General features: G+C 60.8%; 22 protein-coding genes and 4 pseudogenes. 18 read left to right on the top strand and 8 right to left on the bottom strand.

The window, feature by feature from the left end; translation table 11 throughout:
• The first annotated feature begins 110 nt into the window (after positions 1-110).
• The 4 genes and pseudogenes from ACTGJ9_RS16330 (at position 111) to ACTGJ9_RS16345 (ending at position 6,844) form a co-directional block, all read left to right on the top strand.
• Entirely contained in the window at positions 111-2,864 is a 2,754-nt protein-coding gene (locus tag ACTGJ9_RS16330; RefSeq protein WP_456677891.1) for a decarboxylase, read from the top strand.
• A gap of 24 nt (positions 2,865-2,888) precedes the next feature.
• Positions 2,889-4,579 (top strand): annotated as a pseudogene (gene aspT / locus ACTGJ9_RS16335) (aspartate-alanine antiporter).
• A 74-nt stretch (positions 4,580-4,653) separates the two neighbouring features.
• Positions 4,654-6,270: an aspartate 4-decarboxylase gene (gene aspD / locus ACTGJ9_RS16340; RefSeq protein WP_456677892.1), complete on the top strand. Its 1,617-nt coding sequence runs from the start codon at positions 4,654-4,656 to the stop codon at positions 6,268-6,270.
• A 172-nt stretch (positions 6,271-6,442) separates the two neighbouring features.
• The gene (locus ACTGJ9_RS16345; protein ID WP_456677893.1) at positions 6,443-6,844 is read left to right on the top strand and encodes a hypothetical protein; all 402 of its coding nucleotides are present in this window, start codon (positions 6,443-6,445) and stop codon (positions 6,842-6,844) included.
• Between the two features lie 629 nt (positions 6,845-7,473).
• Here the strand turns inward: ACTGJ9_RS16345 and ppk2 are convergent.
• Complete coding sequence (ppk2, locus tag ACTGJ9_RS16350) at positions 7,474-8,274, bottom strand: polyphosphate kinase 2 (RefSeq protein WP_456677894.1); 801 nt, start codon at positions 8,272-8,274, stop codon at positions 7,474-7,476.
• A gap of 39 nt (positions 8,275-8,313) precedes the next feature.
• Positions 8,314-8,766, bottom strand: a complete 453-nt coding sequence (locus tag ACTGJ9_RS16355) for a hypothetical protein (protein WP_456677895.1) — start codon at positions 8,764-8,766, stop codon at positions 8,314-8,316.
• Between the two features lie 181 nt (positions 8,767-8,947).
• On the opposite strand from ACTGJ9_RS16355, the gene ACTGJ9_RS16360 reads away from it, so the two are divergent.
• The 3 genes from ACTGJ9_RS16360 (at position 8,948) to ACTGJ9_RS16370 (ending at position 12,092) form a co-directional block, all read left to right on the top strand.
• Positions 8,948-9,412 (top strand): hypothetical protein, encoded by a 465-nt coding sequence (locus ACTGJ9_RS16360; RefSeq protein WP_456678543.1) that lies wholly within the window; start codon positions 8,948-8,950, stop codon positions 9,410-9,412.
• Positions 9,405-10,637: an HlyD family secretion protein gene (locus tag ACTGJ9_RS16365; protein ID WP_456678544.1), complete on the top strand. Its 1,233-nt coding sequence runs from the start codon at positions 9,405-9,407 to the stop codon at positions 10,635-10,637. The genes ACTGJ9_RS16360 and ACTGJ9_RS16365 overlap by 8 nt, the downstream gene beginning before the upstream one ends.
• 111 nt (positions 10,638-10,748) lie before the next feature.
• Positions 10,749-12,092 (top strand): TAXI family TRAP transporter solute-binding subunit, encoded by a 1,344-nt coding sequence (locus ACTGJ9_RS16370; RefSeq protein WP_456678545.1) that lies wholly within the window; start codon positions 10,749-10,751, stop codon positions 12,090-12,092.
• Between the two features lie 107 nt (positions 12,093-12,199).
• Here ACTGJ9_RS16370 and ACTGJ9_RS16375 read toward each other — a convergent pair whose 3' ends face one another.
• The gene (locus ACTGJ9_RS16375) at positions 12,200-12,382 is read right to left on the bottom strand and encodes a hypothetical protein (RefSeq protein ID WP_456677896.1); all 183 of its coding nucleotides are present in this window, start codon (positions 12,380-12,382) and stop codon (positions 12,200-12,202) included.
• 51 nt (positions 12,383-12,433) lie between these two features.
• Between ACTGJ9_RS16375 and ACTGJ9_RS16380 the strand changes: the two genes are divergently transcribed.
• From ACTGJ9_RS16380 to ACTGJ9_RS16395, 4 genes are read left to right on the top strand one after another with little or no spacing between them, the layout of a single operon-like run.
• Positions 12,434-14,089, top strand: coding sequence for a DUF3300 domain-containing protein (locus ACTGJ9_RS16380; protein WP_456678546.1), 1,656 nt, complete (start codon positions 12,434-12,436; stop codon positions 14,087-14,089).
• Complete coding sequence (locus ACTGJ9_RS16385; RefSeq protein ID WP_456677897.1) at positions 14,086-15,003, top strand: DUF2950 domain-containing protein; 918 nt, start codon at positions 14,086-14,088, stop codon at positions 15,001-15,003. The genes ACTGJ9_RS16380 and ACTGJ9_RS16385 overlap by 4 nt, the downstream gene beginning before the upstream one ends.
• Positions 14,987-15,448: a hypothetical protein gene (locus ACTGJ9_RS16390; RefSeq protein ID WP_456677898.1), complete on the top strand. Its 462-nt coding sequence runs from the start codon at positions 14,987-14,989 to the stop codon at positions 15,446-15,448. Before ACTGJ9_RS16385 ends, ACTGJ9_RS16390 begins: the two co-directional genes overlap by 17 nt.
• On the top strand, positions 15,445-15,747 hold the full coding sequence (locus ACTGJ9_RS16395) for a hypothetical protein (protein ID WP_456677899.1): 303 nt from the start codon (positions 15,445-15,447) through the stop codon (positions 15,745-15,747). The genes ACTGJ9_RS16390 and ACTGJ9_RS16395 overlap by 4 nt, the downstream gene beginning before the upstream one ends.
• 656 nt (positions 15,748-16,403) lie before the next feature.
• Here the strand turns inward: ACTGJ9_RS16395 and ACTGJ9_RS16400 are convergent.
• Complete coding sequence (locus ACTGJ9_RS16400) at positions 16,404-17,081, bottom strand: 3'-5' exonuclease (RefSeq protein WP_456677900.1); 678 nt, start codon at positions 17,079-17,081, stop codon at positions 16,404-16,406.
• 509 nt (positions 17,082-17,590) lie between these two features.
• On the opposite strand from ACTGJ9_RS16400, the gene ACTGJ9_RS16405 reads away from it, so the two are divergent.
• The 6 genes and pseudogenes from ACTGJ9_RS16405 to ACTGJ9_RS16430 all read left to right on the top strand — a co-directional run bounded on the left by ACTGJ9_RS16405 (position 17,591) and on the right by ACTGJ9_RS16430 (position 22,728).
• Positions 17,591-17,920 (top strand): hypothetical protein, encoded by a 330-nt coding sequence (locus ACTGJ9_RS16405; protein WP_456677901.1) that lies wholly within the window; start codon positions 17,591-17,593, stop codon positions 17,918-17,920.
• Complete coding sequence (locus ACTGJ9_RS16410) at positions 17,908-18,342, top strand: formate/nitrite transporter family protein (RefSeq protein WP_456677902.1); 435 nt, start codon at positions 17,908-17,910, stop codon at positions 18,340-18,342. The genes ACTGJ9_RS16405 and ACTGJ9_RS16410 overlap by 13 nt, the downstream gene beginning before the upstream one ends.
• Positions 18,309-18,518 (top strand): hypothetical protein, encoded by a 210-nt coding sequence (locus ACTGJ9_RS16415; RefSeq protein WP_456677903.1) that lies wholly within the window; start codon positions 18,309-18,311, stop codon positions 18,516-18,518. The genes ACTGJ9_RS16410 and ACTGJ9_RS16415 overlap by 34 nt, the downstream gene beginning before the upstream one ends.
• A 316-nt stretch (positions 18,519-18,834) precedes the next feature.
• A pseudogene (locus ACTGJ9_RS16420) lies at positions 18,835-19,439 on the top strand (SDR family oxidoreductase).
• A 207-nt stretch (positions 19,440-19,646) separates the two neighbouring features.
• Complete coding sequence (locus ACTGJ9_RS16425; protein WP_456677904.1) at positions 19,647-20,162, top strand: N-acetyltransferase family protein; 516 nt, start codon at positions 19,647-19,649, stop codon at positions 20,160-20,162.
• A 1,093-nt stretch (positions 20,163-21,255) separates the two neighbouring features.
• Positions 21,256-22,728, top strand: a complete 1,473-nt coding sequence (locus ACTGJ9_RS16430) for an OprD family outer membrane porin (protein WP_456677905.1) — start codon at positions 21,256-21,258, stop codon at positions 22,726-22,728.
• A 38-nt stretch (positions 22,729-22,766) separates the two neighbouring features.
• On the opposite strand, the pseudogene dinB reads toward ACTGJ9_RS16430, so the two are convergent.
• From dinB to ACTGJ9_RS16450, 4 genes and pseudogenes are all read right to left on the bottom strand, one after another.
• Positions 22,767-23,228: pseudogene (gene dinB, locus ACTGJ9_RS16435) on the bottom strand (DNA polymerase IV); the annotation flags it as partial.
• Between the two features lie 82 nt (positions 23,229-23,310).
• Positions 23,311-23,529, bottom strand: a pseudogene (locus ACTGJ9_RS16440) (SOS response-associated peptidase); the annotation flags it as partial.
• Between the two features lie 3 nt (positions 23,530-23,532).
• Positions 23,533-23,982, bottom strand: coding sequence for a hypothetical protein (locus ACTGJ9_RS16445; protein ID WP_456677906.1), 450 nt, complete (start codon positions 23,980-23,982; stop codon positions 23,533-23,535).
• A gap of 46 nt (positions 23,983-24,028) precedes the next feature.
• The gene (locus ACTGJ9_RS16450) at positions 24,029-24,424 is read right to left on the bottom strand and encodes a hypothetical protein (protein ID WP_456677907.1); all 396 of its coding nucleotides are present in this window, start codon (positions 24,422-24,424) and stop codon (positions 24,029-24,031) included.
• Between the two features lie 143 nt (positions 24,425-24,567).
• Between ACTGJ9_RS16450 and ku the strand changes: the two genes are divergently transcribed.
• Positions 24,568-25,497 carry a non-homologous end joining protein Ku gene (gene ku / locus ACTGJ9_RS16455; RefSeq protein WP_456677908.1) on the top strand — a complete coding sequence of 310 codons (930 nt, stop codon included), beginning with the start codon at positions 24,568-24,570 and terminating at the stop codon, positions 25,495-25,497.
• Positions 25,498-25,584 lie beyond the last annotated feature (87 nt).

The following is a 25,584-nucleotide window of genomic DNA, read 5'->3' on the forward strand; positions in this document are numbered from 1 at the left end:
GCATGTTTCGGGCCTCTTCAAGATGCGCGCGTCCGTTGACTTGGATCAACAGACCGAGGTGAGCGGGCATTACGATCCGGCTGCGATCTCGCAAAGATCCGGAGAGAGCCATGTCCAAGGACGCCAAGTCTTCAGAAAAGCGCATCGATCAGTTCATTTCCGGGCCCGGCGGACGGGCGGATGACTGGCGCGATCTGGTCGAAGCAGCCAAGGCATGGGCGCGCGGCGGCGACCGTGCGAAGCTTGACGCCGCGCTGACCGATCTCTCCGTGATAGAGGAGTTTCACGGCTATCCGGGGCTGCAGTTGATGGCGGCTTTGCGGGAAGCGGCGTCGGTCGGAGATGCGGCGGGTACACTTGGTCTTGCGACACGCATCACCCAGGCCCTGATGACGAGATCCTTTCGCCAGCATGCCGGCGATTGGAATCCCGAGGATGACGGCAATGGTGATGCCCCCGAGCTCGTGTTCTCGACTTTCGGATCGCATGAGAGCCATCGGCCGTATTTCGAAACACTGATCGTCACCGGCGTCGCCTCCAGCCAGTGGCCGGCGCTCGCCGCCGAATGGCGCAAGCTGCGACGGCCAATCGATTCCTTCGTCTATGAGCCGGTGATCGTCGGCAGCCTCGAAGACGCCTTCTGCGCGACGATGCTCAACCCCAACATCGCGGCCGTGGTCATCAACGAAGGGTTCGGCCTGCGCTCGCGTCACGACGCCCCGATATTGCGCACGATGACCGCCGCGGCGGGCATCAATGACGAGTCGGACGCGTCTGCGCTCCGGCTCGCGCACATCATCAAGCGGGTACGTCCCGAACTGGACGTCTATCTGATGTCGAATCGCGACGTCGAGAAAATGGCGGGGAACCCCGAGGCGAACGTGGTCCGGCGGATATTCTACTCCATCGAAGAGCTCCTCGAGCTCCATCTTTCCATTCTCGAAGGCATCCAGGATCGCTTCGACACACCTTTCTTCGACAATCTCAAGAAATACGCGCAACGCCCGATCGGGACGTTCCATGCGCTGCCGATCGCGCGCGGCAAGTCTGTGTTCAGGTCCGACTGGATCCGCGACATGGGCGAATTCTACGGCTTGAACCTGTTCTTGGCCGAGAGCAGCGCGACTACCGGCGGCCTCGACAGCCTGCTGGAGCCGACCGGCACTATCAAGAAGGCGCAGGATAAGGCGGCACGCGCGCTCGGCGCCGATCGCGTGTTCTTCGTGACCAACGGCACCTCGACCTCGAACAAGATGGCGGTCCAGGCGCTGCTCGGGCCAGGCGATATCGCGATCGTGGATCGTAACTGCCACAAGTCGCACCATTACGGCATGGTTTTGGCCGGCGCCCAGCCGATCTACGTCGAAGCGTTCCCAATGACCGAATATTCGATGTACGGCGCGGTGCCGCTGAAGACCATCAAGCAGGCCCTGCTGAATGCCAGGGCCGACGGCCGGCTCGACCGGGTCAAGATGCTTGACCTGACCAACTGTACCTTTGACGGCCACATCTACAACACCCGCCGGGTGATGGAGGAATGCCTAGCGATCAAGCCCGATCTGATCTTCCTGTGGGACGAAGCCTGGTTCGGCTTTGCACGCTTCTCGCCGTTCTTGCGGCGGCGGACCGCGATGGGAGCCGCGAACGAGATCGAGACCTGGATGCACGATCCGCGGTCGGTCGCGGCTTACGAGAAGCAACAGGCCGAACTCGGCAAGGCCCCTTCGGACGAGGTGCTGCTCAGGACTCGCTTGATCCCGGACCCGGGCCAGATCCGATTGCGTGTCTACCAGACCAACTCGACCCACAAGTCGATGTCTGCGATCCGGCAGGGCTCGATGTTGTCGGTCAAGGACGTCGAATTCCACAGCGTCGAGCAGCAGTTCAAGGAAGCGGTGTTCACGCACGCATCGACCAGCCCGAACCAGCAGCTCATCGCAAGCCTTGATGTCTCGCGGCGCCAGATGGAGCTCGAAGGCTATGGTCTCGTGGCCAATGCGATCGAAATCGCATTCGCCATCCGCCAGGCGGTCAACAACAATCCGCTGATTTCCAAATATTTCCGGATTCTCGGCGCGGATGCGATGGTGCCGGCGCAATACCGCCAGACCGGCTTCACCGACTATCTGGCCCCTGGCGTGAATTGGGCGAACCTCTTGAAGAGCCTGGACGACGACGAGTTCTGCCTCGATCCGACTCGCATGACCTTGGTGTGCGGTACCGCCGGCTACGATGGCACGCAGTTCAAGGGCATCCTGGCCAACGACTACAACATCCAGATCAACAAGACTTCACGCAACTCGGTATTGTTCCAGTCCAACATTAACAACACCCGCAGCGACGTCGCGCATCTCGTGAGGGTGCTGGCGGAGATCGCGGGTGAGGTCGACCGCGGGCTGGTTCAGGGCGGCGCCAATGCGAAGAAGACCTTCGATGCGCGGGTCAAGAGCTTGATGACCGACGTGCCGGACCTGCCGAATTTCTCGTATTTCCACGACAGTTTCCGTGGCGATGCCGGCACCAAGACCAACGAGGGCGATATTCGCAGCGGCTTCTACTCGGCCTATGACGCGGCGGGATGCGAATATATCCGGCTCGCCGACCCCGAGATCGACCGTCGCCTCAAGGCCGGTCCCGACCTCGTCTCCGCCAGTTTCGTGATCCCGTATCCGCCGGGCTTCCCGATCATGGTGCCGGGTCAGGTCATCACCCAGGAAACCATCGACTTCATGCGCAAGCTCGATGTGAAGGAAATCCATGGCTACGACGCCAAAGAAGGCTTGAAGCTGGTGCGTCCGGAAGCCCTGGCAAAGATGGGAGAGCGGCATTCGGCCACGCATCAGATAAAGGCCGCCGCGGAATAGTAGCACAGCCACAGGAGGGACATGATGATTGACTGGTTTGTGCAGACGCTTCGCAATTACCCGGAGATAGCCATCTTCCTGTCGCTCGCACTTGGCTACTACTTCGGCTCGTTCACCTACAAGGGCCTTGGTCTGGGAGCCGTAACCGCGACGCTGATTGCGGCTGTGATCATTGGCCAGCTTGAAATCAAGATAGGCAGTCCACTCAAGCCGACGTTCTTCCTGATGTTCCTCTTTGCGATCGGCTATGGCGTCGGACCACAATTCGTGCGTGGGATAGCGAGGGACGGAATTCCGCAGGCGCTGTTTGCCGTAGTGGTCTGCTTCTTCTGTCTTGGAGCCGCGTACCTCGGTGCAAAGCTGGCGGGTTATGACGTCGGGTCGGCTGCCGGGCTCTATGCTGGCTCGCAGACGATTTCGGCATCGATGGGTTTGGCCTCCGATGCCATCAACCGCCTCGGCTTGTCGCCTGAGGAAGCCAAAAAGCTGCTGGATGCGATGCCGGTTGCCTATGCGGTTACGTATATTTTCGGAACGATCGGGTCGGCAATTGTTCTTGCCTTGGTTGGCCCAGCGCTGCTGGGCATCGATCTGGAGGCGGCTTGCAAACGCTATGAGATGCGGTACGGAGGCAAGCAGGAGGCTGGCGGCGCCGGCACAGCATGGCACCAGTTCGAGTTGCGTGCGTTTCGCGTCAAGGAGCGCGGGCCGGTTGTCGGCAAGACGGTACAGCAAGTGGAGGCGCTGCTTCCGGAGCATCGTGTGTTTGCGGAACGCATCCGGCGGGACGGACATATCCTGGAGGCCACGGCAGACACGGTAGTACACGCAGGGGATATCGTTGCGGTAGCCGGCCGCCGCGACGTGCTGGTGAGTCTGCTTGGTGAAGGCGCCGAAGAAGTCGATGACCGGGGGCTGCTGGCGGTCCCGATCGAAGGTGTCGACGTCTATGTGAGCAGCAAGGAGGTCGACGGGAAGACGCTGGCAGAGCTGGCGAACATGCCGGCCGCCCGTGGCGTTTTTCTGCGACGGATCGTCCGCGGTGCGACCGCGACTGAAATTCCAATTCTGGCCGGTACGCAGTTGAACCGGGGCGACATCCTCACCATCGTCGGACGGACGCCGGACGTGGCGACCGCGACCAAGATGCTGGGCTACGCAGATCGAGCGACCGACGTGGCGGACGTGGCATTCATTGGAGCGGCCATCACGATCGGGGCACTGCTTGGCGCGCTGGTCTACAAGGCCGGCAGCGTGCCCTCACACTATCGACGTCCGGCGGCGTGTTAATCGCTGGCCTGTTCTTTGGATGGCTGCGCTCCGTGTACCCGTCCTTCGGACGAATTCCTTCACCTACCGTCTGGTTCATGAACTCAGTCGGTCTGAACGTGTTCATCGCGGTGGTCGGTATCTCGTCCGGACCGGGATTCGTAGCTGGGCTGCAGCAGCTTGGGTTCAGCCTGTTTCTCTGGGGCGTGGCTGTGACCACAGTGCCGTTGATACTGGCCATGTACGTCGGCAAGTACCTGTTTCGCTTCGACGACGCCATCGTGCTGGGGTGCTGCTCGGGCGCGCGCACCACGACGGCCTCGCTCGGCATGATCAACGACCGGGCCAAGAGCCAGATTCCCGGCTTGGGCTACACCGTCACCTACGCCGTCGGAAACACGCTGCTGACCGTCTGGGGCATGGTGCTCGTGATGCTGCTGACGTAGCGGGAACGCGGACCAAACTGCTCAACCTGTCGCAATAGCCTAGCGCCTCTCTCTCTGGACAAAAGGAACTAGTGATGGCTGACATTATGACGCTGAAGAAATTCGAGGCTCTGAGCCCCTTCGAGATCAAGGACGAGCTGATCAATCTCGCGAAGGAAACGTCCAAGACGACTCAAGCAGCTTTCCTGAACGCTGGCCGCGGGAATCCCAACTGGATCGCGACTACGCCACGCGAAGGCTTTTTCCTGCTTGGCCAGTTTGCGATTGGCGAGAGCAAACGCGTGATGGAGCATCCCGCCGGGATCGGCGGAATGCCGCAGGCCGGCGGCATTGCGGGCCGTTTCGAGGCCTGGCTCGGCAAGCATTCGGATATGCCGGGCGCCTCCTTTCTCTCCGAGATGACGAAGTTCGCCGTCAAGATGTTTGGGTTTAACGCCGATGCTTTCGTTCACGAACTCGTAGATTTGATTATCGGAGACAATTACCCGGTCCCCGATCGCATGCTGGTTCACAATGAACGGATCGTGCACGAGTATCTCATGTGGGCCATGTGCGGCCAGCCGCGACCATCCGGCAAGTTCGATCTTTATGCGGTCGAGGGCGGAACGGCCGCGATGTGCTATATCTTCAAATCGCTGAAAGCCAACCGGCTTTTGCTGCCTGGCGACACGATTGCGCTGGGTACGCCGATCTTCACGCCCTATCTTGAGATGACACACCTCGAGGACTACGACCTCAAGGTCGTGCATGTCAGAGCCCCGCAGGAAAATCGATTCCAGTACACCGACGAGGAAATCAAGAAGCTGGAGGATCCCAAGATCAAGGCCTTCTTCATCGTCAATCCCGGCAATCCGACCGGGATGGCAATGAGCCATGAAACCATCGGCAAAATCACGAACCTGGTGAAGACGAAGCGTCCGGATCTGATGCTGCTGACCGACGACGTCTACGGCACTTTCGTCGATGACTTTCGTTCCCTGCTCGGCGAATTGCCGCACAACACGATCGGTGTCTATTCCTATTCAAAATACTTTGGCTGCACCGGTTGGCGGCTCGGGGCGATCGCGATTCACGAGGACAACATCTTCGATAAGATGATTGCCAAGCTGCCGGACGCAGAGCTGAAGGCGCTCGACAAGCGGTATGGCGCGCTGACACTCGAGCCGCGCAAGGTCAAAATGATCGACCGCATCGTCGCCGACAGCCGCGATGTGGCACTCAACCACACGGCGGGACTGTCGCTGCCGCAGCAAGTGATGATGAGTCTGTTCTCTCTCGCCGAGATGATGGACACCGAGAAGCAGTACCAGAAGGCCTGCAAGGAAATCGTTCATCGGCGAGCGCAGACACTGATCGACAGCATTGGCCTTCATTTGGCCGGAAATCCGAACTTCGACGCCTACTATGGCCTGATCGATTTCGAGTTCTGGGCACGAAAGAACATCGGTGACGATGCGGTCGAGTACCTGAAGAAGAACATTCACCCGCTCGATCTGGCCTTCCGTCTCGCCGAAGCGTACGGAATCGTTCTGTTGAACGGCGGCGGATTCGAAGCGCCCAACTGGTCCCTTCGCGTGTCCCTGGCAAATCTGCCTGACGAGGCCTATGAGCAAATCGGACGCGGCGTACGACTGATCGCTCGCGGCTATCGAGACGTGTATGAAGCGTCGGGGTCGGCGACGAGGAGGTAAATCAATTGCCGAGGGATCGGGGCGCCGGATCGCGTTCCCGTCGGTCAAGCCAGATATTGGCCGGTGTCCGGTAGATGCAGCAGTTTCGCCGCCAAGCGGCGCCATAGGTCAACAAGTCTTTAGCATCAGGAGATGTCATGAGAAGGTCTGCCACGTATGCAATCTCGCCGCCTTGCTCGCAGGGATCACGTGCTCCAGCACGCCATCGCGGGCAGACACGGGCCAGGTCGCAGTTGTCTTTACCAAAGGCGGTTTCATCGTCGGCGTCGGTGGCGGCGAAGGCGTTCTGCTGCTGCGCGGCCACAAATATCCCTTCACCGTCTCGGGCATGAGCGTCGGCTTCACGATCGGGGCATCGACCACCAAGCTGGTCGGTCGCGCGCTCAACCTGAGGGGGCCGGAGTCGATCGAAGGCTCCTACGCTGTGGGCGGTGCGGGCGGTGCCATCGCCGCCGGCGCAGGTGCCGTCCAGCTGCAAAACGGCAACGGTGTGATTCTGCAGCTCAGCGGCCCGAAAGTCGGAGCCGAGCTGTCAGCTGCTGTGGGGGGCGTGACGATAAGTTTGAAGCGGTAGAGCCGCAGTCGCGCCGCTTCGGCGGTCGCGGCGCCGAGCTTGAATGGCGGCTGCTTCTCTCATGCACGTAAGCCAGGGAAGCGGCCCCAAATCAGCGGCAGGTTCGGGTGCCAATCGCATTTCGCGCCGTCGAAAGCGGATCACGGCACCCATATCGAGGGAGGACATGTCATGCTTCGTTGTCTTCCAGTCCCTTGCTGCGGCCTTCGTTTCTAGCCGCAACACTCATTCCCGATGATGCCTATGCCCGCCGGGACGGCGGTGGCGGCTATCGCGGCGGTGGAGCGGGCAAGGCGCCGGAGGTTTCCGTGGCGGCGCCGTTCACGCCGTACGGATTCATGGCAGGGGCGAACGCCATTACGCAGGACGTCCGCGGCCGAGCCATCCAATCGCCGGTCGCCCGGGTCGTCCCGGTTACCCCGTTGCAGATCGTCCTGGCCGTCCGATTGCTGGCTATGCCGGAGGCCATCCGCCATATGGCTACCGAGGCGCGGCTTACGGGGCTGCCGCCGTCGGTGCGGCCGCCGCGGGCGCCTATACGGGTCCTACAATAACAACTACGACAATTTCAGCAGCATCGATCTGACGGAGGGATCGGACCGCACCGCGAGCGCGGCCCGATCGTCTGGTCAATACTGCTCCGCGACGAAGTTCATCCCGCGCAGGCTGGCCTGGTCATTGTAGCGCCCCTTGTCGGAGCGCTTCGGTAGTCTCACCTTGTCCTTCTTAATCGGGTTGTGGGGGATAGCTTTCAGGATGTGCGCGATGCAGTTCAGCCGCGCCCGCCGCTTGTCGTCGGAGCGTATGATGTACCAAGGCGCGTACTTCGTGCTCGTCTTCTTGAGCATCAGGTCGCGTGCCCGCGAATAATCATACCAGCGCTTGAAAGATTCGAGGTCCATCGGGCTCAGTTTCCATTGCCGCACCGGATCGTCGATGCGGGCGTTGAAGCGGCGCTCCTGCTCGTCCATGCCGACCTCGAGCCAGATCTTGATCAGGATGATGCCGCCGTCGATGGCGTACTTTTCCATCTGCGGGCAGAGCGCTAGGAAACGATCGTGCTCGGCTGGCGAGCAGAACCCCATCACATATTCGACGCCGGCGCGATTGTACCAGCTCCGATCGAAGATCACGATCTCGCCGCCGGCCGGAAACTGCTTCATGTAGCGCTGAAAGAAAAGCTGCGTCTTTTCGCGGTCCGATGGCGCCGGCAGCGCCACCACCCGGAATACGCGCGGGCTGACCTTTTCTGTGATCGCCTTGATCGTGCCGCCCTTGCCGGCCGCGTCGCGGCCTTCGAACAGGACGATGACCCGAAGCTTGTTTTCCTTCACATAATCCTGGAGATGGCAAAGTGCGACCTGGAGCTTTTCGAGCTCTTTTTCGTAATCCTTGCGTTTCATCCGCTCTGCGACTTGGTCCTTTGCCATGCTCCGCCTTCCGCTGCTTCAACTCGGCCGAAACCGTGATCAGTCTCCCCAGGAAATGGTCACGCCGATGTCGCCGGGCACCCCGCCGGGGAAGTCGATGACCTGATAGCCGATGCGATAGCCGCGCGGCTTGAGATATTCGGTCCAGAGCTCGAAGATCTCCTTTGGAACTCCCATCAGCGTTTTCTCCCAGCCCGCCTCCATCTGATTGATGGCGCGGCCTTTGTCGGTGCACAGGATATTCGGGAAGCGATAGACCTGCACTTCGCTCAGGCCATTGCGAACCGCACGCTGAATGATGGTCGCAGCGAGCTTGATCTTCTCGTCCTCCGACTTGCCGGACGGCTTGCTCAGCCGCTCGATCAGAGCGCGTTTCTCGGCTTCGGCCGCAGCGGCGAGACGCACATATTCTTCGGCCTTTCTGGCCTCCTCGAGCGCCGCTTCCTTGCGGATTTGCGTTGCGTTTGGGATGAGATCATCGATGCCGGGCATGGCTGACAGGCTCCTGGCTTGCTGTTAGGGCAGAGTCAGGCCTAGGTTAGGTTTGGCGTCGTCTGGTCCTTTGATTCATATCAACCAATTTCTCGCCTGCGCGGTCACTTTGGCTGTCTGGAACGCAAACTGCCTCATCCCCTTTTGTGGAGAGATACCATTGAGCGAGCAAATGCATTCGATGGCCCCTCATCATTTGCCGTTCTATCTCGCGCCGGGAAGCGGGACGGACGTGCTATTGGTGGTGATGGGTATCTTCCTGATCGGAACCGTGTTCTGGGTTGGCACGCTCTACTGGAAGCTGCACAGCCTGCCCGAGCGGATGGCTCACAAGTCACAAAAGCTGCAATTTGAGTTCGTGGCCGTGCTCGGTCTGATCTCCCTGTTTACCCACATGCACATCTTCTGGGTGGCGGGACTGTTGTTGGCCTTGCTCGACCTTCCGGATTTCGGCACTCCGCTGCGCAGCATCGCCAGTTCCGTCGAGAAGATCGCAGACGCAACGCCGGGAGAGCAAAGCGAGGTTGCCGAACCCGGACCGCAGCCACCTGGAAGACCCGGGCCGGCGCCGACGGCTGTCAAACCCGACCCGCCGCCGCCCGAGAAACCCGGCGCACCGAAAGCGAAGGAGCGCAGCCATGTTTGAGCTCATGTTCTGCTCCCTGCTGACGATCCTGCCGGACTACCTCTACCGCCGCTACGCCCAAGGGAAGCGCTTCGGCAAGGAGATCACGTTCTTTTCCATCTGGTACGAACTGCGATGGGGTATCACCGGCTGCTTGATGCTCACAGTCTCGCTGATCACCATGATCTTCTATTTTCACCCGTCAACGACCTCGGCCACGCTCTATTTCCGCACGGTGCCGATCCTGCCCGAGGGCTCCGGCCGCGTCGCGGAAGTCAATGTAGGCTACAGCGAGGCAGTGAAGAAAGGCGACGTGCTGTTCAGGCTGGACAGTTCGAAGCAGAAGGCTGCTTTGGAAACAGCCACGCGCAAGATCGCTGAGGTCGATGCTGCGATGACAAGCGCGAAAAACGACGTGGTCAAGGCCGAAGCCCAGATCCAGGAAGCCAAAGCCAGCCTTCAGCAGGCTCAGGACGAACTGGACGTCAAGACAGAGTTGCAGCGACGCAACCCCGGCATCGTCCCGCAACGCGACATCGAGAAACTACAGGTCGTGGTCAACCAGCGGCAGGCTGGTGTGGACGCGGCCACGGCGTCCAAGACGTCGGCGACGTTGCGGCTTTCGTCGTTGCTGCCGGCGGAGAAGGCGAGCGCCGAGGCGGCGTTGGCCGAAGCGCAGGTCGATCTAGACAAGACTTTCGTTCGCGCCGGCGTCGACGGTCGTGTGGAGCAATTCCTGGTCCGCACCGGAGACGTCGTCAATCAGCTGATGCGGCCGGCAGGCGTGCTGGTTCCTGAGGGCGCCGGCCGACGCGTCTTGCAAGCTGGTTTTGGTCAGATCGAGGCACAGGTGATGAAGGTCGGCATGGTGGCGGAAGCAACCTGCGTCTCGAAGCCATGGGTGATCATTCCCATGGTGGTCACCAACGTCCAGGACTACATCGCGGCCGGGCAGTTCCGAAGCGGCGAGCAACTGATCGAGGCGCAGAATGTCGGGCGACCCGGTACGATCCTGGCGTTCCTGGAGCCGCTCTACAAGGGCGGACTTGAAGGCGTGACGCCGGGCAGCAGCTGCATCGTCAATGCCTATACCAGCAATCACGAGGAGATCTCGGCCAAGGAGACCGGTACAGGCCGGGCAATTGCCTTGCATGTCGTCGATGGGGTTGGCCTCGTACACGCCATGCTGTTGCGAATTCAGGCGCTGTTGCTGCCGATCAAGACGCTGGTGCTGAGCGGGCACTGACCGGGTCGCTTTTGTTTAATCGCACTTCGGTTCAGCGATGCGCCACAAATGAGCCGGTCTGGCATCATAAGCCAGTCCGACCGCCGAGCGCATATTCACTGTGAGCGCCACATGGTCCCTGCGAAAATCCCGGTTTGGCTTCGTTCCGTCATTGTCGCCAGCGCTGTTGTGCTCGCGCTTGGAGCTGGCTGGTTCGGCTACAGGTGGTATTCTCGCCCCACGACGCTGACCATCGCGGTCGGATCGCTGGACGGTGAGGCCGCGCGTCTGGTCTCGGCCCTGGCGAGCCGGCTTGCCGTGGTGAACGCCCCGGTCCGGCTCAGATTGGTGGAAACGACCAACGCGGTTGATGCTGCCGAGCAGTTTGCGGCGCAAAAGGTCGAGCTTGCTGTCGTCCGCGGTGACGTCGGCGACCTATCGCACGCGCAGGCCATCGTGGTTCTCGCCCATGCCGTTGTCCTCTTGGTTGCGCCGCCGGGCTCGGCAATTACCGATATCGCCGGGTTGAAACGCATCAGTGTCGGCGTGATCGGCGGCGAGATAAATCGCAACATCGTCAACGTCCTCAACGACGAATACGGCCTGGGACGAGCGAACGTGACATTTCGCAATCTCCAGCCGGCAGACGCGCGGCGTGCACTCGACACCAAGGAGGTGCGCGCGGTTCTGATCGTCGTTCCCCTTGTCGAAAAATATTTGGCTCTGTTGCGTGGTCTCTTTCTACAGTCCCCAAAGACCGCGCCGATCCTCCTTCCCATCGAAGCCGCAGGCGCAATCGCGGAAAAACAGCGCGCCTATGAAAGCTTCGATGTCCCGAAGGGCACGTTGCGCGGTTCGCCGCCTGTCCCGAGCGAGGATATCACCACGCTGCGGCTCTCGTTCTATGTGGTCGCGCAAAAGCAGCTCAGCGCAGAGGTGGCGGGCAGCCTCGCCGACACGCTGATGAAGGCGCGCAGGGACCTGCTCGGCGAATTGCCCATCCTCTCGCAAATGACCGCGCCGAGCACGGATTCGGACGCCTTCCTCCCGGTGCATCCTGGCGCCGCAGCATTCTACAACGGGACGCAGCAGAGCTTTCTAGACGAATGGGGAAACGCGATCTTCCTCGCGCCCATGATTTTCGGCGGCCTCATCTCTGTGTTGGCGGCGGCTTGGAAATTTCTTCAGGTACGTGATCCCTCTAAAGACGAACGGGGCCTGGACTCTCTGTATGCGCTGGGCGCGCGGATACGCAGGACCGAGGCGGAGGCCGAATTGTCCGATATCGAGGTCGAGATCGACCGGGTGCTCCAGAGCCAGCGCGCCAAAGCCGCGGCAGGAGACGAGAATGCGCTCGATGTCACGACCTTGAATGTCGCTGCGCATCGCCTTCAGAGCCTGATTCATGACCGTCGGATCCTGCTGTCCGCGCACGGACATGAGCAAGCGCGAGGTCAGCCGCTTGGCCGCACGTGACGGTGGTCACTTCAAGTCAAGTCGTATCACGGCCGAACCCAAGCTCAGCTACCTTGATCTTGATCAAAACCCTCCGGCCGCCAACGTCGTTCCCTTCAGTAATCGCATCATCCGATGTCCGCAGTCCGGTGCAATTTGCCACAAGGTTCGATGCCCTTATCAACATGAGAGCCGTCCACGCGTTTGGGCTGGCGATTACAGAACGATTGCTGATGGAGGTCGAGCTGATCGACCGGTTGTTCGGCGCGTTGCGGGAGATGAGACAGCGTTTCGTTGATCTCGATCAACAAATGCCAGCTCTCGGGTCTAATGATCGCCGAGATATGTGCATGGAGGATCTGATGTTTCGCTGCGGCAGGACCTTGATGGCGCTTGCGCTCGTCGCAATCCCGCTAGCTGCGGCGGCGCAGACAGCAGATAAGGCGCCAACCCCAAGCGTGCAGCCGGCGAATGCCCCCGCGCAAGCCGCAGAGCTTCTGAAACCGGAGCAGCTCGAAGCTCTGGTCGCACCGATCTCGCTCTATCCAGACGAGCTACTTGCCAATGTGCTGGCGGCATCCACCTATCCTCTGGAGGTCGTTCAGGCCGATCGCTGGCTGAAAGAGCGCAAGACTCTGAAGGGCGATGCCCTGAAGACGGAAGTCGAGAAGCAGCCTTGGGATGACAGCATCAAGGCGCTGGCCTCGACCGCTGAGGTCCTGGCCATGATGAGCGATAAGCTGGACTGGACCAAGGCGCTGGGCGACGCCGTGCTGGCGCAGCAGCCGGATGTGATGGATGCGGTCCAGCGGCTGCGGACCAAGGCCTATGACAACAAGAAGCTGGTGACCACCAAGCAGCAGAAGGTGAGCATCAAGACCGAGGACAGCAGGCAGGTGGTCGTGATCGAGCCGGCTGTGCCCGATACATTGTACGTGCCGTACTACGATCCTGCGACAGTCTACGGCGCATGGCCCTACACGGAGTATCCACCATATTACTTCGGCTACCCGTCCTACATCGGCGCCGGCGTTGTTGCGGCGGGTCTCGCTTTCGGCACGGCCTGGGCCATTGGTCGTTGGGGCAATTATTGGGGCGGCGGCTGCAACTGGGGCAACCGCAACGTCTATATCAATCACCGGACCACAAATATCGGAAACGGCTGGCAGCACAATCCCTCGCATCGCCAAGGGGTGCGGTACAACAACGCCAACGTTCAGCAGCGCTTCGGCAACAGCAATCTCAAGGCCGGCGCCGCCGACCGGATGGATTTCCGCGGCCGCGACGGACAGCAGGTCTTGAAGCCGGGACAGGACCGGCCCGGTGCGGCTGATCGCGCCGGCGGTCGTGCAGCAGACCGCACGGGCGATCGAGGTGGCGATCGTCAAGGCGCGGGCGATCGCGCCAAGGGTGGAGGCGATCGTGCCAAAAGTGGAGGCGATCGTGCTGGCAAGGGTGGTGGTGCCAAGAATGCGGGTGCCAAGAGTGCCGGTCCGAAGGGCGGCGGCGCCAAGAGCGGCGGAGCCAAGGCCGCGCACCGAGGCGGTGGCGGCGGAGCATTGAACGTTTCAACGGGCCGCTCGGCGGCCGCAGCATCGGCCCGCGGTCACGCCAGCATGGCGAGCATGGGCCCGCGCGGCGGTGGAGGTGCGAGCTTCGCCGGACGCGGCGGCGGTGGCATGTCGGCGGGCGGTGGTGGCTTTCGCGGCGGAGGCGGTGGAGGCGGGCGCGGCGGTGGTGGCGGCGGGCGGCGCTCCGATATCGCGCTGAAGCACGATGTCGTTCTGCTCGGTCATCTCGCAAATGGCCTTGGGTACTACCGCTTCAGTTATGTCGGCAGCGCCAAAGCCTATGTCGGTGTGATTGCGCAGGAGGTGGCAGACGTAATGCCGAAAGCGGTCGTCCGCGATGCCGATGGTTATCTGAGGGTCTATTACGAAAAGCTCGGTCTGAAATTCCGATCGTATCGAGATTGGCTTGCTGGCGGCGCGACGATTCCTGCGAAGGTGATGCCATGATGAGCTTTAAGTCGCTTCATCGCGCTGCTCTGCCGGCCATCATGGCGCTCGCGATCATGAGTTCGCCATCCCAGGCGCAGCAATCCTATCCGACACCGGAGGATGCGGCGGCCGCGCTCGCCTCGGCCGTCAAGAGCGGACCGGAACGGGCTATCCTGAAAGTGCTCAGCACCGCCGCGGAGGACATCGTTTCCTCCGGCGACGAGGTCGCCGACGTCGACATCCGGCAACGCTTCACCTCGATGTATGATGCCAAGCATTCGATCAAGGCGGAGGGCAACAAGAAGGCGACGCTGATGCTGGGCCCGGACGACTTTCCGTTCCCGATACCGCTCGTCAACACCAGGACCGGCTGGGAATTCGATACCGCCGAAGGCCGCATTGAGGTGCTGTATCGTCGCATCGGCCGCAATGAGCTCGACGCAATCCAGACCAGTCTCGCCTTTGTCGATGCCGAGAACGAATATGCCGACAAGGATCGCGGCGAGGGGGCTGGCGTGTACGCCCAGCGTATCGTTAGCAGTGCGGGCAAGAAGGATGGTCTGTTCTGGCGCGACGACAACGACCAGAGCCCGCTTGGCGCACTGGCGGCGCAGGCTTCGTCCGAAGGCTACAAGGCCGAGGAGGGCCCGGCGCCATATCACGGCTACTATTTCCGCATCTTGAAGGCGCAGGGGGCGAACGCGCCAGGCGGCGCTCTGAACTATGTCGTCAACGGCAAGATGATCGGGGGCTTTGCGCTCATAGCCTGGCCTGCCGAGTACGGCAATTCCGGCGTGATGACTTTCCTGGTCAACCACAGTGGCGTCGTCTACCAGAAGGATCTCGGGCCTCGGACCAAGGCCCTCGCTGCGCGCATCACCGCCTTTGATCCGGATCAAACGTGGAAGAAGGTCGATGTGGCCAAGCCCTGAACGGCGGACCGATCTGTTGGGCCTTTGGCGTCTCGCAACGCTTGCGCTGCTCGCATTCCTCGTTCCGGCTACGCCCTCTTTTGCGCAGGCCTCCGGTCAGGTCCGCCTGAAGATCATCAAGGCGGGACTGCTGGTGGGTGGCGGCGCCGGGAACGGCGTGCTAACTTATCGCGGCCGCGACTACCCGTTTCGCGTCAGCGGATTGAGCTTGGGCGTCACTGCCGGTGCGACGTTCAGCCGACTCCAAGGCTGGGCCTCGGGCATTCGTGAGGTCAGCGACTTCGCTGGTATGTACAGTTCCGTCGGCGGCGGAGCTGCCTTGGTCGGCGGCATCAGCGGCGTTCAGTTGCGCAACGACAAGGGCGTCACGATGGTGTTGCAGGGGCCAAAAGCTGGGCTCGAATTCGCCGCTAATCTCAGCCAGATCATGATCTCTCTGAGATGAGCGTGTATCCCTCGGCCCGCCCACTATCGTGGCTTCTTGGACGTCCTGGTCTCGTGCTGGCGCTGGTCGTCCAAAGCGGAATTGGAGCCTCACATGCAGGACCGCTGACGCCATTTCGCAACGAGGCACAGGCGCAGCGCCACTGCCCTGGAGACGAAGTGGTCTGGCTCGATTTCCGGCTGGGCCGGTACTATTCCCAGAGGCAAAAGCGCTACGGTTCAGGCTTTAACGGCAGCTATGTGTGCCGGAAAGAGGCAAAGTCGAGTGGCTTTAGGCGGTCGCTGCTTGGGCTGCGGTAGCAACTGTGCACGTCCCAATCGCTCTGGTCGGTCGAACGGCGAGAAGTGCTCTGTTGCGGCGATTTCTTGCCGAATCACCCCTATCATCGCCGAAACTGCGATTGCCCCTATCAAGCACTAGATAGGGGAGATCAGAGCGTTACGTTGCGCCTGAATTTAGCAGCGACCTAGAAGGAACCTGCACACGTGTTCTGGGCGATTAGCGGTACTGCACGGCCTCACCCAGTACTGCAATGCTGTACCGGACGAGGTGCGGCACCATCGAAGGACGGCCATGCCGTCGACCGTACGCACTTGAAAAGAAAGGAAAATGCCGCAGCTCTCAACCTGAGATTCCGGTCGGGCTAAAAGCCAGCCATTCCAGACGAGAAGATAGAGCGAAACAACATCAATATGTTAGCGCGCCGATTTTGCATTGCGCCCATGATGGATTGGACCGACACTTCCAAGAAAGCAAAGCTCAATCAGTAGCTAAGCATCATTCGCAACACTCGTGCAGTACCGCCATCTCGCCATAGTCCAATTGGCCCGATCGAGCACGTACCCCTATAGTGGCGGGCGCGGCCCCTCGATTCCTGTCCACTAGGGATGATTGTTCGTCAGTCAGCGAGCGGCAACGAGCCGTTATATGACTTCGACAATCTTTACTCCGGCGTCTAGCAAGAGCTGATACAGGATGCGATTGCGCGGCGCGTTCCGCGCTGGGTGCAGCAGGTAAACACGACACCTTGCTTCGCTCGCGTAAAGGCGACAAAGAACCCGGAAGTTGCCTCGACCCGATCCTCCTCAAAACTCCGGCGCCATGCATCATCGTCGAGCCCGACAAAGACGACAGTGTGGTACTCGAGCCCCTTGCTCTTGTGGATCGTCATCAGCGGGACGGCATGTAGGCCCTCATAAGTGTCGAGAGCATCGATCCAGTCCTTTGCCGATCCGGTAGATGCCTGTAGGTGAAGCGTCGTCGCCTTGACGATCTTCTCCAGCCAGCCGCCTTGCGCGTAGGCCGGATGGGCTGCCAGCAGCTGATCCCGACCTATAAAGTCGAGAATTTCGGCGGTCAGCGTCTCCGCCGCTGTGAGCGTGCTGGGCGGAGCTGGGTATCGCACACGAAGCTCAGCAACGAAGCGATCAAGTGTAGCTGAAAAGCGGGCCTGGGCGGGACCATCGTCTGGATTGATCCCCTCGGCGCGCCGATTGCTTCCTGGCCGTCTGTCCAAAATCGGCCTGCGCGCGCGGTCATAGCGAGGCGCAGAATGCAGACCAGCAGCGTCGACACTTCGTCCGGAAGCAGCTCTTGAAGCGTGATGTCCCCAACGGTCGCTGCTTAGTTGCATAGCGCGATCCCTGCTGCACGAAACTGGGGCTCCAAAACGGCCGTGTACCGGTCGGCGCGCTGACGAACGAGCAGGACGAAATCGCGAGGGCCAACCCATGGCTCTTCATTTCTGACGCAGTGACGGCCGCTAGCCGAGCAGCCTCGATGTCCGGCGTCGGAAAGTCGCAGATCGCACAAGCATCGCCGGAAATCGTTGCCTTGGCCTTTGACACAGGCTCAACGGCATCTTGATCGAAAGCTCGCGCGAGCCGATGCTGTATCCGCACAAGCTCGGGAGAGGATCGGTAGTTGGAATTCGCCCATGAACAGATGGGAAAAGGTCAGCCGAAGGAATCGCGGGCCATGGGATTGAGACGAAGTAAAAGCTCCGCCAGCCGACCAGTCATTGGAAACGACAGTCGGCTCTTTTGCCCTCCGCGCAGCGCTCCCTTGCCAAAATTTGTCAGCTGCCCACTGGCCAACCGTTGGATTTGTCCAGCCGTCGACCGGCAACGGCGACCCGAGAAGATGATGCCGTTCGAAATCCTTGACCGAAATTGCCTGAACATTGGCCGCGGTGCCATGGGGATGTCCGACCGAGCGCCCGCGCCGCAGCCCCCGATCTTCAGCCTGCAGGCCTTCAGCCCGGCCGAGATCAAAGAGGCCGTCGAGAAGGTCGGGGTCAAGAAGGCGCACCTGTCACTCGCGGCATCCCTGATGCTGGCGGTGGTCGCCGGCGGCGGGGTAGGCTTCGGCGCGCTCTACTACACCATCATCGCCTCCGATCCTACGCTGGGCTTTGCCGCGACGCGGCTGCTCGGCGGCTCGCGTTCACGCTCGGTCTGGTGCTCGTGCTGATCGGCGGCGCCGAACTGTTCACCGGCAACAACGTGATCGTGATGGCTTGGGCCAGCGGCAAGGTCTCGACCGCGACGATGCTGCGCAACTGGACCGTCGTCTTTATCGGCAACTTCGTCGGCGCGCTCGGCCTAGTCGTCTTGGTTTTCCTGTCTCACCACCTCGACATGAACGACGGGCGCGTCGGCCTCTCGGTGCTAAACACGGCCGCCGGCAAGATCCGGCCCGACGTCGTGTCGCTGTTCGTCAAGGGCATCCTGTGCAACGTGCTGCTCTGCGCGGCTGTCTGGCTCACCTATGCCGGACGGTCGGTCACCGACAAGGTCGTGGCGAGGTGCTGCCGGTCTCCGCCTTCATCGCGGCTGGCTTCGAGCAGTGCGTCGCCAACATGTACTTCCTACCGCTCGCATGGCTGCAGGTAAGCACGGGGCACGCGCCGGAGGGGTTCGACAGCTCGGCGATCACCGCTACCGGGATTCTCCACAACCTCGTTCCGGTGACGCTCGGCAATGTCGTTGGCGGGGCCGGCCTGGTCGGCATCGCGTACTGGACGATCTACCGTGCGGCATTCGGCAAGGAGCGCCTTGGCGGCAGGTAGACACCGGACATCGAAGACCTCGAGCAAAAGGATCATGGTTATGCCGCTGCGGAATGCCGACTAGGAGCCGAACCGAGAGATACCCGTAGGCAAGGGCGCCACTCTCCAGCAGTTCTTCGCCATTTCCGGCAAAGACCGCTTCGAGATCAGCGTCGCGCCCTGGGGCGAGGGGCAGCTCAAGGTGAACGGCGAGGAGATCGCCAGAACCGCCGAGGCCAAAGACCGGAGCCAAGCCTTCGCGACGCTGAAGGAGGCGGCGCAGCGCTATGCGCGCGGCGAGTCCCTGGAGCAACCGAAGAACGGAAAGGCCCGCTTGATGCCTGCGGTCAAGGCCAAGCTGCTGGAGGGTAAGAAGGGGCTGGTCGTGGGCATAGCGAACGATAAGTCAATCGCGTGGGGCTGCGCCGCGCCGTTCCGCGCCTTCGGCGCCGAACTCGCCGTCACCTACCTGAACGACAAGGCCAGGAAGCACGTCGAACCGCTGGCGCAGGTGCTCGAAGCTCCGATCATCATGCCGCTCGATGCGCAGGTCCCCGGCCAGATTGATGCGGTCTTTGAGCGCATCGGCAAAGAGGGGCGGTCTGGATTTCGTAGTGCACTCGGTCGCCTTCGCGCCCAAGGAGGCGCTGCACGGACCGGTCATCGATGTGCCACTGGACGGCTTCCTCACTACAATGCACGTGTCCTGCTGGACGTTCCTGCGCATGGCCAAGCTCGCCGAACCTCTTATGAAGAAGGACCCGCGCCGCATCTGGGATTCCGGAATTTGACAAGCTGCTCGAGAAGGCCAAGGCGCCGGCGCGCAGCCTCGTGAGCATCGAGGACGTCGGTGCAGCAACCGCGTTTCTGGCCCGCGACGTGGCCAGACTGATAACTGGCGACACCATCTATGTGGACGGAGGATATCACCTCGTCGACTGACTGGCCGCACTCAAGCTCGCAGGGGAGAAAACGAGACCTGACCTAAGGCTAGGTCGTTCTTCAGCCGAATACGGGCTTGTGGCTCCGGAGATGGCGACGCCGTTGACTGTGGGCGCCCCGCCGCCGCCTGTTTTGCCGATTAGGGTCTTCCTTTCTCAGGATTCACATACTGATCCACAATCTTCGCGGACAGCAGGGAGATAATCAATGCCTGGTAGCTATCGCGCCACCGAACATCTCCGCGATGGGCGTCCGGTCGAAATCCGGGCGCTTCGGCCGGACGATGAGGATGACATACTCGCTGCAATTGGGCGCACGAGCACGGAGGCGCTGAGGCGGCGTTTCTTCGTGGCGAAGCGCGGCTTCTCGCAGAAGGAAATCGATTTCTTTATGAGGATCGACTTCCGCAATCACGTCGCCCTGATTGCTCTGGCTGACGAGGATGGCCGTCCCACCATCGTTGGCGGTGGGCGCTACATCGTTGTTGAACCCCGCAGAGCTGAGGTGGCTTTCATGGTCATGGACGGTTATCAGGGTCAAGGGGTCGGGTCGCATCTGATGCGGCATCTGGCGGGCATTGCGCGCGAAGCCGGGTTAAGGGAATTGATCGCGGAAGTGCTGCCGGAGAACACCGCCATGCGGAAGGTGTTTAGCAAGTTCGGGTTCGAGCCTGCTCTCAGTCGGGAGCCGCAGGTCATTCACCTCGTGATGCAGCTAACCTAGGTCAGCATTTTCGTGGTTGGAATAGTGTCAAGCTGCCTCAGCGAGCTCGTAGGCCCAAGTGTGGATGACCGGATGCTTACTAATATCTTCGATGCCGGCCATGATGCGCTCCTTGAGCTCGTGCTTTGATGTCGCCCGAATGTGACGCAGGACAGAGCGGACGAATTGGAGAAGAAGCCCTCAATGAGGTTTAGCCAGCAGCACCTGTAGACACCGGGATAACGCAAGGAGACAAGATCACCTTCCCGTCCATCGCAAGATCAAGTGAAGCGAACGAAGAGAATGCGGACGGACCGCTCCCGGCGAGCGAACGTATCGGCTTCGCGGTCGTCGCTTTGGTCGTGTCTCTGTCGAGCAAGTATTCGCCTTCGGCCAAGCGAAGAAAAGCTGACTGGCCGCGCTTGTTTCGGGGTCCCCGGACAAGCTGACGCACTTGAGGGCAGTACGCCGTTCGACGGGAAGCTCTGCTCGCTTATGAGGAACTCGAGCGACTCCGCGAGATGGAAGACGTTAAGGTTGTCTACATCGTCCTGCCGAACTCGATGCACAAAGAATAAGTTCCTCGATCGGCGGCGATCGGTAAGCATGTGCTGTGCGAGAAGCCGATGGCGACGACTTCAGAGGATGCGGATGTGTTTCTATATCGGGGGCGCCTTGATCGACGTCCGCTATGCTGTGCCCCCGGTCGCGACCAATTCCCCTTCGCAACGAACCGTCGCAATGGGCCAACAACGGACGTGCTGCCCGGCTCGATCACTTCGCCCCTAGAGAAGCGCTGCCCGCGCTTGTTTCGACGTTCGGCTTGCGTCGCGCGGCACGCCACCGCGTTGCGGGAACGACTAATTCGAAGGGCAGCATCTATCGCGACATCGGTCGTGGACGCCCGAACTGATTTTTGCGGGAAGGTCGCCATTCCATCGGACAGGCAGGCCTGCGCATTTCCCTTTTTAAGCCGTAAACATTGCGATCGAGTGTTGCCATAATGGTACATGGACCCCAGTTTCACGCACTTAAGTTGATTTCGGAAACGACGATAGCGATCACACCCGTGCGAAATCCAGCAGTGCGCTAGTCAGGGGAAGGTAGGTCTAATATGGGCAACTACCTCGACAACTTTTTACAGTTCGGTGTCCCGGCTTCAACAAATGCGCGTCGAAGCGAACTTGCCAGAAAATCTATGGTTGCGGGCTGGATCGTAACTGGCGTGGTATCGTTTGGTGCGGCGACACAATCCCAGGCGCAGCAACTGCTTCCGGCTGACCGCCAGGAGATCGCAGATCAGGAGCGCCTGTCTTGGACCCTGCAAAAATTTCCTCCGCAACCTTACATGAACGAGATCTATTGGCAGTATTCCAAGGATACGCCGGCATTCTTCCGCGATTCCCTTCTGCAATTCGTAGCGCGAACCTATTATTTGACCCGCGACAACGCTGATGGATCGAGGTCGCAGGCCTGGGCCGGCGGAGGCTGGCTCGCATTTAGGTCTGGTCTGATCGGCGACGTGTTCGGCGTGCATCTCGCCGGCTATACTTCGCAACCGATCTTCGCTCCGTTCGATGAAGGCGGCACAAAGCTCCTGGCTCCGCCGCAGAATTCAATCGGCGTGCTCGGACAGGTCTATGGGCGTGTGCAACTCGGCGATCAGGAAGTTCGAGGTGGTCGTCAATTGGTGGATACGCCCCTAATCAATCCACAAGATAATCGCATGGTGCCCAATACGTTTGAAGGCGCCACGATGGTTTCGCTACCGGACAGGGACCGAAACTACGATTACTCGGTCGGGTACCTCTGGACCATAAAACAGCGAGACTCCAACGACTTCATTCAGATGTCGGATGCCCTGACGGGCACGGATGTCGCCAACCACGGCGCGGCGTACGGCATGATCAAATACCGGCCGATTCCTGGGCTCTCGCTTACCGCCATGGACTACAACGTCCAGGACATCGTCAACACGGCCTTCGGCCAGGCCGAATACGATTTCAAGCGGCCGAAAGGAGTGCCAAATTGGATCCTTGGGGCGAACGTCATCGGGCAACGAAGCATCGGAGCCGATCTTCTCACCGGAACTCCCTTCGAAACCTATCAAGCTTCCGCGAAGGGGCAAATGACTTATGCCGGATGGACTTTGTTCGTCGCAGCTTCGATTACCGGCAGTGAATCCAAGATATTTTCGCCATACGGCACCAAGCCGAACTACACCGACATGCAGCAAGTGTCATTCGACAACGCCAACGAAAAGGCTGTCGGCGCCAGCATAGCCTACGATTTCGGATCGGTAGGTCTTTCGGGGCTTAGCACAGGAGCGTGGTATACGCAGGGCTGGGACGCCATCAACACCAGCACCAACTTGGCAATCCCGGATCGCAGGGAGCTGGACGTTTGGATACAATATCGTCCCACCGAAGGTCCGCTGAAAGGTTTTCGTCTCAAGACGCAATATTCCAGTCTTTGGCAACAAGGCAACGTGCGCGATCCGCAATCGGAATTTCGCTTCATCGTTGACTACACCGTGCTCTTCCGTCCGCCACCGTTCGTGGATAAGCCATCGTTCATGACAAAATAGCTTCTTCAGCGGGGCCAGGTAAATCGCTGAGACGGTGGCACGTATTGGCCGTTAGGCTTGCGGTGGTCGGAGGCGAGCTTCGCCAGAAACTTGCTGTAGGAAATGCCGGCCGAAGCGTTGAGGCCGGTTACCTCCTTGATTTTCGCACGGATCGCGAGCGCGACGTCTCGGGCCAGTGAAATCCCCTGCAGGTTTTCCGTGACATCGAGATAGGCTTCGTCCAGCGACAGCGGCTCGATGATCGGGGTGTGCTCGGCGAAGATTTCACTGATTTGCAGGGAGACCGCCTTGTAGACCTCGAAGCGGGGCTTGACGAAGATCAGATCGGGGCATTGCCGCTTCGCGGTAACCGACGGCATGGCCGACCTGACGCCGAACTTGCGCGCTTCGTAGCTGGCCGCCGCTACGACGCCGCGCTCCCGGGATCCGCCGACGGCGACCGGCTTGCCGCGAAGATCCGGATTGTCTCGCTGCTCGACGGGCGCATAGAAGGCGTCCATGTCGATGTGGATGATCTTGCGTTGGCGGCCCGGGGTAGCTGGCTGGTCGTCATTGTCCTCGATGGTCACGTCGCTAGCCCGGCCGTATCTTCGTGGCATCCATCAGCGCCTTTGACGACGACGGCGTTCCCCATCGCGCCGTAGCGAGCTCGCGGCCCTCGACCCCGTTGCGCACGATCGGTGCCCTATAGTCGGGAAAAACCCCGGGCATGGGCGCCAGATTTCCAACACATCGGTTCACGACGCGGAACAGCGCGCTGATCGCGGCTTGGTTGGTCGTGATCGGATAAAGATTGCACATCGGTCAGGATTCGGTTGGAGGATGGCGCGGCTGCCACGTCAACTGTAGCAGAGTCGCGGATGGACGCCGGCCCGCCTTGGCGCATTTACGGCAGCGCAGCCGGCTGGCGAGATCGTGCACGAAGGTGGTCGGCGGGTGCTTCATCGCCGCGAGGTCGACATCGCTCGGCGTCTTGCAGCGCGCGCACCTGATCTCCAGCCAGGGGAAGCCTCCGTTCACAGCCTGATCGATGGTCGGCGACGGATCGATCGGTTCGCCGTCACTCCACATCCGCTCGTTCCAGCTTTCGCAAAGCAGCCTGTCGGCTTGCTGGATCATCGCCTCGCCTTTGGCCCGCATCTCCGCCGATTGGGTTGCCAGGATGCTAGCCATCGCGCGTGCCTTGCCGAGCTCTTTTGCCAGAGCCTTGCGATCGCCGCCCGATAGGGGCGTAGGGTGATACTTCGGGGCCATCCGGACATCCAGGCGCAAAGAGATCGGATCGGCAAATCCTGAGCGACTACGGCGTCTCGAACGCTGGCCAGCACCCGTCTTCTTCATGTCTGCCGGTGCGCTGCTGGCAGGTGTTGTCGAGCAACCGCTGCGCCACGTCCTTCCAGACCGCGTTGCCGCCATACAATCGGTCTGCATCGACGGTCTGGATTTCCACGGTCCGCTCGCAGCGCCGGCAGGAGATGCGCAGCACATGACGCTGAATCTCGGAAAGACGTCGCTGCCGCATCTGGGCGCCGGTCGCATCGGCGCGAGGGTCTTTGAGGACGGATTCCCAATATTCCGCCGGGAGGGGAGCATCCGGAGCCGCAGTGGAGGGGCCCGACATGCGGGCGGCTTCAGCGGCGAGCTTTTCCATCTGTTTCGGGGTCGGCATGCGCCAGCTCGCGGGTCGGTCGGACATTCCGAATTAGAACATAAAGAGAACAAAAGTCGAGTCCGCTACGGCCCGCGTCGAGAAAAATCATCGTGGGGGAAGGGGCGCGGTGTCGGAACCAAGCTGGGTGGATCGTCTTGATTCCGGCATCAGTATCGGAGTTCCCCGCAATGGCCCCCCGCGCTAACTGGAAAGGCTTCCTGCGTCTTTCCCTCGTCACCTGTCCGGTCGCGCTCTATCCGGCCACATCGGAATCCGAAAAAGTCTCCTTCAACCAGCTCAACCGAAAGACCGGCCACCGGATCAAATACGCCAAGGTCGACGCCGATACCGGCGAGGAGGTCGACAACGAGGATATCGTCAAGGGCTACAAGGTCGACACCGACACCTTCATCGAAGTGACGAAGGAGGAGCTCGAGAACGTCGCGCTGGAATCGACGCGAACCATCGAGATCGACGAGTTCGTCGACCGCAGCGAGATCGATCCGCGATATCTCATCCGTCCTTATTATCTGCGCCCTGACGGCAAAGTTGGGCACGATGCCTTCGCGGTCATTCGCGAAACGATCCGCGAGATGAACAAGGTCGCGATCGGTCGGGTAGTGCTGACCAATCGCGAACACATCATCGCGCTCGAGCCGCTCGACAAAGGGCTGATGGGGACGCTGCTGCGTTATCCCTACGAAGTCCGTTCCGCGGATGAGTATTTCGACGACATCCAGGACGTCAAAGTCACCAAGGACATGCTCGATCTCGCCAGGCATATCGTCAACCAGAAGGCGGGACATTTCGAGCCGGACAAGTTCGAAGACCAGTACGAAACCGCTCTCATCGAGCTCATCAACCAGAAGCGCGCCGGCAAACCCATCACCGCGAAAGCGCGACCCCGCGGCGAGAACGTGGTCGATCTGATGGAAGCACTGCGCAAGAGCATCGGACGAGAGGGGGCCGCGGCAGAGGCATCCAAGAAATCAGGAAAAAAGCCGCGCAAGGCGGCCGCCGGGCAGAAGGAAATGCTGATGCCGATCGCAGGCAAAAAGCCGGCGAAAGAGGCCGCGGCGAAGAAGCCGGCGGCCAAGCCGCAGCGGAAGTCGGCTTAGGTTTCTCGTGAGGCATTCGGTGACGCCGGTTGTTCGCGGCAGGCTCTGGCGGAGGGCAAATCACACTCTCGAGATGTCACGCGAGAT

Source organism: Bradyrhizobium sp. RDM12 (assembly GCF_051917485.1).
Taxonomy (GTDB): domain Bacteria; phylum Pseudomonadota; class Alphaproteobacteria; order Rhizobiales; family Xanthobacteraceae; genus Bradyrhizobium.